The organism is Streptomyces sp. CA-179760 (assembly GCF_050937045.1).
GTDB lineage: Bacteria > Actinomycetota > Actinomycetes > Streptomycetales > Streptomycetaceae > Streptomyces.
In genome coordinates, this window is the sequence record NZ_JBNJLZ010000001.1 from 3,204,872 (window position 1) to 3,217,719 (window position 12,848).

Below are 12,848 nucleotides of genomic sequence, written 5' to 3' on the forward strand. Positions count from 1 at the left end.
ACAGAGTGACAGACTGACCACGCCCATAAGCGCCGAGTTACCGAAGTGGGCCGCCATGAGTGAGAACACAGCTACTCCTGTGGTCGAAGATGGGTACGAAGGCGGTCAGATTCGTACATCCGATCTGCGTCCACTGCTCGCCGCTATGACCGCCGCACGTGACGGCGATTTCACCAAGGTGCCGGAATCCGGCCACGGGATGGTGGCCGAACTCACCGCGGTCTTCAACCAGATCATGGACCGCAGCATCCACTTCACCACCGAGACGCAGCGCGTCAGACGGGAGCTGGTGCGGCACGGCCGGCTCGACGAGCGCCTCTCGGCCAGCCCGGGCCAGGGCCTGTGGACCTCCCGCGTCAACGACGTGAACCAGTTGCTCGACGCCCTGGTCGCCCCGGCGGCGAACGCCACGCGGGTGCTGGACGCGGTGGCCGGCGGCGATCTGACCCAGCGGGTCGATCTGCACGACGGGACCCGGCAGTTACGCGGCGACCTGCGCCGTCTCGGCCGGGCCGTGAACACCATGGTGGATCAGCTGTCCCTGTTCACGGGCGAGGTGACGCGGGTCGCGCGCGAGGTCGGCACCGAGGGCCGGCTGGGCGGCCGGGCCAATGTGCGGGGCCTGTCGGGCAGTTGGCGGGACGTCACCGAGGCGGTCAACACCATGGCGTCCCGGCTGACGGCCCAGGTGCGGGACATCGCGGCGGTGACGACGGCGGTGGCGCGGGGCGACCTGACCCGCACGGTCACGGTGGAGGCGACCGGCGAGCTGCTGGAGCTGAAGCTGACCGTGAACACCATGGTCGACCAGCTCTCCGCCTTCGCCGACGAAGTGACCAGGGTCGCCCGCGAGGTCGGCACCGAAGGCCAGTTGGGCGGCCGGGCGCAGGTGCGGGGCGTCTCCGGCGTCTGGAAGGACCTCACCGACAACGTCAACTTCATGGCGTCGAACCTGACCTCCCAGGTCCGCAACATCGCCCAGGTGACGACGGCCGTGGCCAACGGCGACCTGTCCCAGAAGATCACGGTCGCCGCGCAGGGCGAGATCCTGGAGCTCAAGTCGACCATCAACACGATGGTGGACCAGCTCTCCGCGTTCGCCGACGAGGTCACCCGCGTCGCCCGCGAGGTCGGCACCGAGGGCAACCTCGGCGGCCGGGCTCAGGTCCGGGGCGTCTCCGGCGTCTGGAAGGACCTCACCGACAACGTCAACTTCATGGCGGACAACCTCACCTCCCAGGTGCGGAACATCGCCCTCGTCTCCACCGCCGTCGCCCAGGGCGACCTCGGCAAGAAGATCACGGTGGAGGCCAAGGGCGAGATCCTGGAGCTCAAGTCCACGATCAACACGATGGTCGACCAGCTCTCCGCCTTCGCCGACGAAGTGACCAGGGTCGCCCGCGAGGTCGGCACGGAAGGCAACCTCGGCGGCCAGGCACAGGTCCGGGGCGTCTCCGGCGTCTGGAAGGACCTCACCGACAACGTCAACTTCATGGCGCTGAACCTGACCTCCCAGGTCCGCAACATCGCCCAGGTCACCACCGCCGTCGCCAACGGCGACCTGTCGAAGAAGATCACGGTCGACGCCCGCGGCGAGATCCTGGAGCTGAAGGACACCGTCAACACGATGGTGGAGCAGCTGCGCGCCTTCGCCGACGAGGTGACCCGCGTGGCCCGCGAGGTCGGCACCGACGGCCGGCTCGGCGGCCGGGCCCAGGTGCTGGGCGTCTCCGGCGTCTGGCGGGACCTGACGGACAACGTCAACTACATGGCCGACAACCTCACCTCCCAGGTGCGGAACATCGCCCAGGTGGCTACGGCCGTGGCGCAGGGCGACCTGTCCCGGAAGATCGACGTGGACGCGCGTGGCGAGATCCTGGAGCTGAAGACCACGATCAACACGATGGTCGACACCCTGTCCTCCTTCGCCTCCGAGGTCACCCGCGTGGCCCGCGAGGTCGGCTCCGAGGGCCAGCTCGGCGGCCAGGCCCGGGTCGAGGGCGTCTACGGCACCTGGAAGCGCCTGACGACGAACGTCAACGAGCTCGCGCTCAACCTCACCACCCAGGTCCGCGCCATCGCCGAGGTCGCCTCCGCGGTGGCCCAGGGCGACATGTCCCGCTCGATCACGGTCGAGACGCGCGGCGAGGTCGCCGAGCTGAAGGACAACATCAACCTGATGGTGGCCAACCTGCGCGAGACGACCCGCGCGAAGGACTGGCTGGAGTCCAATCTGGCCCGCCTGGCCGCCCTGATGCAGGGCCACCGCGACCTGATGGAGGTCGCCGACCTGATACTCCGCGAGCTGACCCCGCTGGTGAACGCCCAGTACGGCGCGTTCTACCTGGCCGACCCGGACGAGGACGGCGCGGCCCTGCGCACCACCGTGCCGATCAAGGGCCTGGCCTTCATCGCCGGCTACGGCGCCGCCCAGGACGCGACCGTGGAGACCGGCGGCCTGCCCGTGCACGGCCTGGTCGCACAGGCGGCCCGGGAGAAGAAGCGGATCCTGGTGGAGGGCGCCCCGCCCGACTACATCAAGATCAACAGCGGCCTGGGCGAGGCGGCCCCCACCACGATCGTCATCATCCCGATCCTCTTCGAGGACAAGCTCCTCGGTGTCATCGAGCTCGCCTCGTTCTCCCGCTTCTCCGATGTGCACCTGGCCTTCTTCGACCAGTTCGTCAACACCATCGGCGTCGCCATCAACACGATCATCGCCAACTCCCGCACCGAGTCCCTGCTCGGCGAGTCCCAGCGCCTCGCCATGCAGCTCCAGGAGCGCTCGGACGAACTCCAGAAGCAGCAGGGCGAGCTGCAGCGCTCCAACGCCGAACTGGAGGAGAAGGCCGCCCTGCTGGCCACGTCCTCGCAGTACAAGTCGGAGTTCCTGGCGAACATGTCGCACGAGCTGCGCACACCGCTGAACTCCCTGCTGATCCTGGCCCGGCTGCTCTCCGACAATCCGGACGGCCGTCTCTCCGACCAGGAGGTGCAGTTCGCGACGACGATCCACCGCTCGGGCTCGGACCTGCTCCAGCTGATCAACGACATCCTCGACCTGTCGAAGATCGAGGCGGGCCGGATGGACGTACGCCCCAAGCGCCTCCCCCTGATCAAGCTCCTCGACTACGTCCACGCCACGTTCCGCCCCCTCACCATCGACCGGGGGCTCGCCTTCGAGGTCGCGGTCGGCGAGGACGTACCGCGCGAGATGTTCTCGGACGAGCAGCGCCTCCAGCAGATCCTGCGCAATCTCCTGTCCAACGCGATCAAGTTCACCGCGTCGGGCAAGGTCGAGCTGCGGGTCGACCGGGTGCAGGACACCGAGCACCGCCATCTCCGGGACACCGACGACGTCATCGCGTTCGCCGTGTCCGACACGGGCATCGGCATAGCGCCGGAGAAACTCCCGGTGATCTTCGAGGCGTTCCAGCAGGCCGACGGCACCACCAACCGCAAGTACGGCGGCACCGGCCTCGGCCTGTCGATCAGCCGGGAGATCGCGGGCCTGCTCGGCGGCCGGATCATCGCCGAGAGCGAGCCCGGCAAGGGCTCCAGGTTCACCCTGTACGTCCCGGTCGTCAGCCCCGGCCACACGGCGCCGGTCCCGGTTCCGGTCCCGGAGGAGCGCGCCGACCTGCCCCTGCCGCTCCAGCCGACGGTGGGACCGTACCCGGCCGCTCACGACACGGACGACGCATGGCCCGCGCCGACGAAGCTGGAGGCGTGGACGTCCGGCAGGCCGGGCCGGATCCTGGCCGGGCGGCGGGTGCTGATCGTCGACGACGACATCCGCAACGTGTTCGCCCTCACCCATGTCCTGGGCCGGGTCGGCATGACCGTGCTGTACGCGGAGAACGGCCGCGAGGGCATCGAGACCCTGGAGCGCAGCGCGGACGTCGAACTGGTCCTGATGGACATCATGATGCCGGAGATGGACGGCTACGAGACCATCTCCGCCATCCGCCGCGCACCCCGCTGGACGGGCCTGCCGATCGTGGCGCTGACCGCCAAGGCGATGCCAGGCGACCGGGAGAAGTCCATCGCCCGCGGCGCCAACGACTACGTGCCCAAGCCGGTGGACATCGACCGGCTGCTGACGGTCGTGTGCGAACTACTGTCCCCGGAGAACGCAGAGAACGCGGAGGACCCGGCGGAGGAGGCCCGGCCATGAGCACCGACCGCGCCGGAATCCTCCTGGTCGACGACATGGAGGACAACCTGACCGCCCTGGAGGCCGTCCTCGCCTCCCTCAACGAACCGCTGGTACGCGCCCGTTCGGGCGAGGAGGCGATGAAGGCCCTGCTGCGGCAGCCGATCGCCCTGGTCCTGCTCGACATCCGCATGCCCGGCATGGACGGCTTCGAGACGGCCGCCCACATCAAACGCCTCGACCAGACCCGCGACGTCCCGATCATCTTCCTGACAGGAGCGGACGACGACTCGGGCTACGCCTTCCGCGGCTACGCGACCGGCGCCGCCGACTACCTGACCAAGCCCTTCGACCCCTGGGTCCTCAGGGCAAAGGTCAGCGTCTTCCTGGACCTCTACCGCAAGGGCAGAGAGGTGGAACGCCTGCGAAAGGAGATCCAGGACCTCAAACGCCGAGTGGGTTCAAATACCTAGGGGCGCGGGGAACTGCGCGAACAACCCGAACGGACCCGAGGTCGCCACACAGCCCCCGTCACCCCTCCGCCTCTACGCCTCGCGAGAGCCCTCGTACATCTCCTCGATCAGATGCTTGTACTCCCGCTCCACAACCGGCCGCTTCAGCTTCAGACTCGGCGTGATCTCCCCGTGCTCCACATCGAGATCCCGCGGCAGCAACCGGAACTTCTTGATGGTCTGCCACTTCTGAAGCCCCTCGTTGAGCTGCTTCACATACCCGTCGACCATCTCCACCGTCGCCGGCGCGGCCACGATCTCGGCGTACGACTTCCCCCCGAGCCCGTTCTCCTTCGCCCACTCCACGATGGCCAACTCGTCGAGCGCGATCAGCGCCGTGCAGAAGTTCCGGTCGGCCCCGTGCACCAGGATGTTGGACACGTAGGGGCACACCGCCTTGAACTGCCCCTCGACCTCCGCCGGCGCGATGTACTTGCCGCCCGAGGTCTTGATGAGGTCCTTCTTGCGGTCGGTGATCCGCAGGTACCCGTCAGCCGACAGCTCCCCGATGTCCCCGGTGTGGAACCAGCCGTCCGACTCCAGCACCTCGGCGGTCTTCTCGGGCAGCCCGTGGTAGCCCTCCATGATCCCGGGCCCGCGCAGCAGGATCTCCCCGTCGTCGGCGATCCGCACCTCCGTGCCGGGCAGCGGCTTGCCGACCGTACCGGTGCGATAGGCCTCGCCCGGGTTCACGAAGGACGCCGCCGAGGACTCGGTCAGGCCGTAGCCCTCGAGGATGTGGATGCCGGCGCCGGAGAAGAAGTACCCGATCTCCGGGGCGAGGGCGGCCGACCCGGAGACGCAGGCGCGCAGGTTGCCGCCGAAGGCCTCACGGATCTTGGCGAACACCAGCGTGTCGGCGACCTTGTGCTTGGCGCCGAGGCCGAAGGGCACGGACAGCGTGCCGGTACGCCGGAAGTTGTCCTGGGAGACCTTGGCGTACTCGCGGGCGACCTCGGCAGCCCACTGGAAGATCTTGTACTTGGCCCCGCCGCCCGCACGGGCCTTGGCGGCGACGCCGTTGTAGACCTTCTCGAAGATGCGCGGGACGGCCGCCATGTACGTCGGCTGCACGACCGGCAGGTTCTCGATGATCTTGTCGACGCGGCCGTCCACGGCGGTGACGTGGCCGACCTCGATCTGGCCGGAGGTGAGCACCTTGCCGAAGACGTGCGCGAGGGGCAGCCACAGGTACTGCACGTCCTCGCTGCTGACCAGGCCGGTCGCGGCGATCGCCTTCGCCATGTACGACCAGTTGTCGTGCGGGAGGCGCACACCCTTGGGACGGCCGGTGGTGCCGGACGTGTAGATGAGGGTGGCCAGCTGGTCCTTCGTGATCGCGCCGACCCGCTCCTTGATCAGGTCGGGGTCCTTCTCCAGACGGGCCGCGCCACGCTTCTCCAGCTCGTCGAGGGTGAGGATCCAGTCGGCGCTCTCCTCGTTCGCCAGACCCGCCGGGTCGACGACCACGACATGGGTCAGCTCGGGCAACTCGGCGCGCTTCCCCTTCGCCTTGGCCAGCTGCTCCACGTTCTCCGCGATCAGCACCCGGCTCTCGGAGTCCGACAGGATGTAGGCGGACTCCTCGGCGTTGGTCTGCGGATAGACCGTGGTGGTCGCGGCACCGGCGCACATGATGCCGAGGTCGGCGAGGATCCACTCGATCCGGGTGCCCGCGGCGAGCGCGACGCGCTGCTCGGCCCGCACGCCCAGTTCGATGAGTCCCGCCGCGATGGCGTAGACGCGCTCGGCGGCCTGCGCCCAGCTCAGCGACTTCCACTCGTCCGGTCCCTGGCCGGAGGACGATGGGACCGGATACCGATAGGCCTCGGCGTCCGGCGTGGCCGCCACGCGCTCCAGGAACAGGCCCGCCACCGACGGCGGACGGTTCTCGATCAGGGTCTGTGTGTCGCTCACGACATCCTCCGGGGCCCGCGTCAGGCGGCTGGCTCAGGTGCGGCTGGTTGGTACTCGCGCGCTGCTGTTCACATGCGTTGCTTGTTCACATGCCTTGTTTAACTCGCGAGTAACTATCGAGCAGGGATCAGAGTAAAGGCCGACCGGCCCCCGCGTAAGGGCCCGCGGCCTGTCTCTTCGTACAGACAGCTACCCCACGTACGCACAGGGGCCCGCCGTGCTCTCGCACGGCGAGCCCCTGTTCTACCCGGTTTGCGGTGTAACCCACGGTAAGCCGTGACTACTTCTTGCCCTTGCCCGACCCCGCGCTGTCATCGCTGGACAGGACGGCGATGAAGGCCTCCTGCGGAACCTCTACGGAACCCACCATCTTCATCCGCTTCTTGCCCTCCTTCTGCTTCTCCAGCAGCTTCCGCTTACGGGAGATGTCGCCGCCGTAGCACTTGGCGAGGACGTCCTTGCGGATGGCGCGGATGGTCTCGCGGGAGATGACCCGGGAGCCGATGGCCGCCTGGACGGGGATCTCGAAGGCCTGGCGCGGGATCAGCTCGCGCAGCTTGGCGACGAGCCGCACGCCGTACGCGTACGCCGCGTCCTTGTGCGTGACCGCCGAGAAGGCGTCCACCTTGTCGCCGTGCAGCAGGATGTCGACCTTGACGAGGCTGGAGGCCTGCTCGCCGGTGGGCTCGTAGTCGAGCGAGGCGTAGCCCTTGGTCTTGGACTTCAGCTGGTCGAAGAAGTCGAAGACGATCTCCGCGAGGGGAAGCGTGTAGCGGATCTCCACGCGGTCCTCGGAGAGGTAGTCCATACCGAGCAGCGTGCCGCGCCGGGTCTGGCACAGCTCCATGATCGCGCCGATGAACTCGCTCGGGGCGAGAAGCGTGGCGCGCACGACCGGCTCGTACACGTCGTTGATCTTGCCCTCGGGGAACTCGCTCGGGTTTGTCACCGTGTGTTCGGTGCCATCCTCCATGACCACGCGGTAGACCACGTTCGGAGCGGTGGCGATGAGGTCGAGCCCGAACTCGCGCTCGAGCCGCTCGCGGATGACGTCGAGGTGGAGAAGGCCCAGGAAGCCGACGCGGAATCCGAAGCCGAGGGCCGCGGAGGTCTCCGGCTCGTAGACCAGCGCGGCGTCGTTGAGCTGGAGCTTGTCGAGGGCCTCGCGCAGCTCCGGGTAGTCGGATCCGTCGAGGGGGTAGAGGCCGGAGAACACCATCGGCTTGGGTTCCTTGTACCCGCCGAGGGCCTCGGTGGCGCCCTTGTGCAGGCTGGTGATCGTGTCACCGACCTTGGACTGGCGGACGTCCTTCACACCGGTGATGATGTAGCCCACCTCGCCGACACCGAGGCCGTCGGCGGACAGCATCTCGGGCGAGTTCGTCCCGATCTCGAGCAGCTCGTGCGTGGCGTTGGTGGACATCATCCGGATGCGCTCACGCTTGTTGAGCTGGCCGTCGACGACTCGAACGTACGTGACGACGCCGCGGTAGGAGTCGTAGACCGAGTCGAAGATCATCGCGCGGGCCGGCGCGTCCGCGACGCCGACCGGGGCCGGCACCTCGGCGACGACCTTGTCGAGCAGCGCGTCGACGCCCAAGCCGGTCTTCGCGGAGACCTTGAGGACGTCGTCCGGGTCGCAGCCGACGAGGTTGGCGAGCTCCTCGGAGAACTTCTCCGGCTGGGCGGCCGGGAGGTCGATCTTGTTCAGTACAGGGATGATCTTGAGGTCGTTCTCCATCGCCAGGTAGAGGTTGGCGAGGGTCTGGGCCTCGATGCCCTGGGCGGCGTCGACCAGGAGGACGGTGCCCTCGCAGGCCGCGAGCGACCGCGAGACCTCGTAGGTGAAGTCGACGTGCCCCGGGGTGTCGATCATGTTGAGGATGTGCGTGCTGCCTGGCTCCTCGGTGGGAGCCCACGGCAGACGCACCGCCTGGGACTTGATCGTGATACCGCGCTCGCGCTCGATGTCCATGCGGTCGAGGTACTGGGCGCGCATCTGCCGCTGGTCGACCACTCCGGTCAGCTGGAGCATCCGGTCGGCGAGCGTGGACTTGCCGTGGTCGATGTGCGCGATGATGCAGAAGTTGCGGATCAGAGCCGGGTCGGTACGGCTCGGTTCGGGCACATGGCTAGGGATCGCGGGCACGCAGGGTCCTGATTCTTGAGGCGTCCGCAGTGTCTGCGGTCTCGGGTCGGATCGATACGTAGCCTCCATGGTCCCACGGAAGGGGACCATGGACGGGTTTGGGCCGTGGATGGGCCCGCTGGTACCGTGGGGGGCTGTGCCTCATGCCCTCTCAGCAGGAGGCGCTACCTCAAGAAATCATCGGTACGGGTCCCGCGCGGTCCCGTGCCAGAACCTGAAAAGGCTCATTCGTGGCGAACATCAAGTCCCAGATCAAGCGGATCAAGACCAACGAGAAGGCGCGGCTGCGCAACAAGGCCGTCAAGTCCTCCCTCAAGACCGCGATCCGCAAGGCCCGTGAGGCTGCTGCCGCGGGTGACGTCGAGAAGGCCAACGAGTACCAGCGCGTCGCCGCGCGTCAGCTCGACAAGGCCGTCTCGAAGGGCGTCATCCACAAGAACCAGGCTGCCAACAAGAAGTCGGCGCTGGCTCAGAAGGTCGCCGCGCTCAAGGGCTGACACTGATGTGACGCCGGAGGGAATCGAGCGGGCCCTCTCATCCGCTCCCTTCCGGCACCCCTCGGATCCGCGCGCGGCCTGCGTTCGCCACGCGGGCGCGGATCCAGCAGCTTGATTCGAAGGCCGGGTGCCTCTCCTGTTCCCCATGGGAGGGCACCCGGCCTTCGGCCTGTTCAAGGCCTTGGCCTGTCAGGACCAGAACGCGTTGTTCTTGTCGATGTCCTCGACGCATTCGTCGAGGTCCGTGACCTTGTCGCCGACGATCCGGAAGATGATGCAGCCGGTGTCGTCGAGGCGCTTGCCGTTGCGCTCGGCCGTGAAGCGGGTCATCCCGACCGCATGGCCGCGGCCGTCGACGCAGATGCCGATCAGCTCGGCGTTCATCGTCCCCTTGGTCTCCATGCCGAGCCGCTCGTACATCTCGATGATCGCGTTCACTCCCTTGAAGTCGCCCGACAAAGGGTGATCTCCGGGCACGTGGTGGGTGGCATCCGACGCGATCAATCCGCGCAGGGTGTCCATGTCACCGCGCGAGAAGGCTTCGAATCCCTTGCGGACGAGCGCTGCGTGCGGGTGTTCAGCCATGGTCCTCGCCACCTCTCCGTCACTTGGCGACGTACGGCTGATACACCCGATTCTCCTCTCCAGCAGGAGGAGAGCGACTCGATCACGGCACAGTGGAGCCATGGACTCAGACGACACGAACGTGCTGGCCCGGGCCCGCGTGGCGACCCGGCTTCCCGCTCAGGACCTGGACCGGGCGCGGCGCTTCTACGCCGAGAAACTCGGCATGGAGCCCGCCGACGAACGGCCCGGCGGGCTGCTCTACCGGTGCGGCGGCGGGGAGTTCGTGCTGTTCCGCTCGACGGGCGCCTCGCCCGGCACCTTCACCCAGATGGCACTGGAGGTCGACGACATCGACGCCGTCGTGGCGGAGCTGAAGCGGCGCGGTGTGGTGTTCGAGGAGGTCGACGTGCCCGGCCTGCGCACACGGGACGGGATCGCCGAGGTCGAGGGAAACTACCCGAGCAAGGGCGCCCGGGGTGAGCGCGGCGGCTGGTTCCGCGACAGCGAGGGGAACCTGCTGGGCATCGGCGAGCCCGTCCGCTGAGGGAGCGGCGGCCGAGCCGGCGGCCCCTACCCTCGTCCCCTGGACCGGGCGGCCCGGGCGATGGTGACCACCGCCTTCTCCAGGGCGTACCCCGGGTCGTCCCCGCCGCCCTTCACTCCCGCGTCCGCCTCGGCCACCGCCCGCAGCGCCACGGACACGCCGTCCGGGGTCCAGCCGCGCATCTGCTGCCGCACCCGGTCGATCTTCCACGGCGGCATCCCCAGCTCGCGCGCGAGATCGGCCGGCCGGCCTCCGCGCGCCGAGGACAGCTTCCCGATCGCCCGGACGCCCTGCGCCAGCGCACTGGTGATCAGCACCGGCGCCACCCCGGTCGCCAGCGACCAGCGCAGCGCCTCCAGCGCCTCCGCCGCCCGCCCCTCGACCGCCCGGTCGGCGACCGTGAAGCTCGACGCCTCGGCCCGGCCGGTGTAGTACCGCCCGACGACCGCCTCGTCGATCGTCCCCTCGACATCCGCGACCAGCTGCGAGACCGCCGACGCCAGCTCCCGCAGATCGCTCCCGATCGCGTCGACGAGCGCCTGGCACGCCTCCGGTGTGGCGGACCTCCCCGTCCCCCGGAACTCTCCCCGCACGAACGCCAGCCGGTCCGCCGGCTTCGTCATCTTCGGACAGGCCACCTCACGTGCCCCGGCCTTGCGCGCCGCGTCGAGCAGCCCCTTGCCCTTGGCCCCTCCGGCGTGCAGCAGCACGAGGGTGATCTCCTCGGCGGGCGCCCCGAGATAGGCCTTGACGTCCTTGACCGTGTCGGCCGAGAGGTCCTGCGCGTTGCGCACGACCACGACCTTGCGCTCCGCGAAGAGCGACGGACTCGTCAGCTCGGCGAGCGTGCCGGGCTGCAACTGGTCCGGGGTCAGGTCCCGTACGTCCGTGTCGGCGTCGGCGGCCTTCGCCGCGGCCACCACCTCCTGCACGGAACGGTCGAGCAGCAGCTCCTCCTGGCCCACGGCGAGCGTCACCGGGGCGAGAGGGTCGTCATTCGCAGTCTTCCTGGCCATCGCGACAAGCATCCCACGCGGCACTGACAACGGGTCCGGGCGGAGATGTGAGCGGACGGCCGGGTGCACGGACAGCCGCCCGGGACGGACTACGGCTCTTCCCGCCAGCCGTCCCACTCCCCGGCGAACCGGTCCAGCTCCGCGGCGTCCAGCCGCCCGTCCTCGTCCCTCAGGACGACCAGCCACTGCGCGTCCTCGGCATCGTCCTCACCGGCCAGCGCGTCCCGCACCAGCTGCGGCTCCTCGACGACCCCGAACCTCTCCCCGAGCGCCTCGACCACCTCTTCCGCGGCATCACGGTCGGGCAGCACCAGCACATGTCGCACATCACTCACGCCGGACATTGTCCGACACCGTGCAGCGGCCCGGTCGGCCGGATCCGCCCGGCTCAGCCCTTGCGGACGACCTGCACATCGAGATCGATCCTGATGCTCGGCCCGACCACCGCGATGCCCCGTGCCAGCATCGTCTGCCAGCTCACGGTGAAGTCGTCCCGGTGCAGCTCGGTCGTGGCCCGGCAGGCCGCCCGCAGCTCGCCCTCCATGCCGTTGCCCAGCCCCAGGTACTCCGTGTCCAGCGTCACCGTCCGCGTGACGCCGTGCAGCGACAGCGCCCCCGTCACGGCCCACCGGTTCGCGCCCTTGTGCACGAACCGGTCGCTGTAGAACTCGAGCGTCGGGAACTTCGCGACGTCCAGGAAGTCCGCCGACCGCAGATGGTCGTCACGCATCTTCACGTTGGTGTCGATGGACGCCGCGTCGATCACCACATGCATCGCCGACCGCTCCAGCGGCTCGGTGACCCGTATGACACCCGCGAAGGACTTGAACTGCCCGTGGATCCGGGCCAGTCCGATGTGCCGCGCGGTGAAGCCGAGCGAGGAGTGCGCCGACTCGATCTCCCAGTCGCCGGGCTCGGGCAGCTCCGGCGGCCGGGCCATCTGCAGGGTCACGTCCCCGAGCGACGCGAGTGTGTTCTCGGCGACCTGCGTGGTCGCCCGGTACGGCGTGTACCCCTCCGCCGACACCGCGAGCCGGTACTCCCCCGCGGGCACCGTCGCCACGAACGACCCGAACGGATCCGCGCCCCCGCTGACCACCGCGCGCCCCATGGCGTCGGTGACCGCGAACTCCGCGTGTCTGACCGGCTCGTTGACCGGATCGAGCACCCGGCAGCTCAGCACCCCCGCACTCGGCGGTGTGGGCACCGCCGCCAGAGGACTCGTCCGGTGCACCCGGTTGGTTCGGCTTCCCAGCCAGCGGCCGATCATCTGGACACCTCGTGCGACTCGAAGTCAGCGGTTTGATCACTGTTCACCGAGGACGCATTCGACCACCGATGAGGCTTTCGAGGCAACACGCGACCACATCACGGGAATCCAGCACATGTGATGGGACTACTCCCGAGTGGCGCCGACTGGAACCATGTGGACCATGTGTGGACGGCGTGCGCCTTCTGGACCGAATGAGCCTTCCCGGCGGGTCCGGAAC

At 68.6% G+C, this 12,848-nt stretch carries 10 protein-coding genes; 4 read left to right on the forward strand and 6 right to left on the reverse strand.

Going from position 1 to position 12,848, the window contains the following annotated elements; all coding sequences use genetic code 11:
* Positions 1–55 precede the first annotated feature (55 nt).
* Together ACQEV8_RS14360 and ACQEV8_RS14365 are read left to right on the forward strand one after the other, a co-directional pair.
* Positions 56–4,177, forward strand: coding sequence for a HAMP domain-containing protein (locus ACQEV8_RS14360; RefSeq protein WP_432960152.1), 4,122 nt, complete (start codon positions 56–58; stop codon positions 4,175–4,177).
* Positions 4,174–4,629, forward strand: coding sequence for a response regulator (locus tag ACQEV8_RS14365; RefSeq protein ID WP_432960155.1), 456 nt, complete (start codon positions 4,174–4,176; stop codon positions 4,627–4,629). Before ACQEV8_RS14360 ends, ACQEV8_RS14365 begins: the two co-directional genes overlap by 4 nt.
* A 72-nt stretch (positions 4,630–4,701) precedes the next feature.
* Here the strand turns inward: ACQEV8_RS14365 and ACQEV8_RS14370 are convergent, their stop codons facing one another.
* Entirely contained in the window at positions 4,702–6,585 is a 1,884-nt protein-coding gene (locus ACQEV8_RS14370) for an AMP-dependent synthetase/ligase (protein ID WP_432960157.1), read from the reverse strand.
* Between the two features lie 280 nt (positions 6,586–6,865).
* A complete protein-coding gene (lepA, locus tag ACQEV8_RS14375; protein WP_432960160.1) occupies positions 6,866–8,734 on the reverse strand; it encodes a translation elongation factor 4 in 1,869 nt (622 codons plus the stop codon).
* Positions 8,735–8,964: 230 nt separating this feature from the next.
* On the opposite strand from lepA, the gene rpsT reads away from it, so the two are divergent.
* Positions 8,965–9,231 (forward strand): 30S ribosomal protein S20, encoded by a 267-nt coding sequence (rpsT, locus tag ACQEV8_RS14380; protein ID WP_311125643.1) that lies wholly within the window; start codon positions 8,965–8,967, stop codon positions 9,229–9,231.
* A gap of 189 nt (positions 9,232–9,420) precedes the next feature.
* Here rpsT and ACQEV8_RS14385 read toward each other — a convergent pair whose 3' ends face one another.
* Positions 9,421–9,816: a nuclear transport factor 2 family protein gene (locus ACQEV8_RS14385; RefSeq protein WP_432960163.1), complete on the reverse strand. Its 396-nt coding sequence runs from the start codon at positions 9,814–9,816 to the stop codon at positions 9,421–9,423.
* 100 nt (positions 9,817–9,916) lie between these two features.
* Here ACQEV8_RS14385 and ACQEV8_RS14390 point away from each other — a divergent pair, with 100 nt between their 5' ends.
* On the forward strand, positions 9,917–10,342 hold the full coding sequence (locus tag ACQEV8_RS14390; protein WP_432960165.1) for a VOC family protein: 426 nt from the start codon (positions 9,917–9,919) through the stop codon (positions 10,340–10,342).
* Between the two features lie 26 nt (positions 10,343–10,368).
* On the opposite strand, the gene holA is transcribed toward ACQEV8_RS14390, so the two are convergent.
* From holA to ACQEV8_RS14405, 3 genes are all read right to left on the reverse strand, one after another.
* Positions 10,369–11,358 carry a DNA polymerase III subunit delta gene (holA, locus tag ACQEV8_RS14395; protein WP_432960167.1) on the reverse strand — a complete coding sequence of 330 codons (990 nt, stop codon included), beginning with the start codon at positions 11,356–11,358 and terminating at the stop codon, positions 10,369–10,371.
* Positions 11,359–11,447: 89 nt separating this feature from the next.
* On the reverse strand, positions 11,448–11,693 hold the full coding sequence (locus ACQEV8_RS14400) for a hypothetical protein (RefSeq protein ID WP_432960169.1): 246 nt from the start codon (positions 11,691–11,693) through the stop codon (positions 11,448–11,450).
* A gap of 53 nt (positions 11,694–11,746) precedes the next feature.
* Positions 11,747–12,628: a YceI family protein gene (locus ACQEV8_RS14405; protein ID WP_432960171.1), complete on the reverse strand. Its 882-nt coding sequence runs from the start codon at positions 12,626–12,628 to the stop codon at positions 11,747–11,749.
* Positions 12,629–12,848 lie beyond the last annotated feature (220 nt).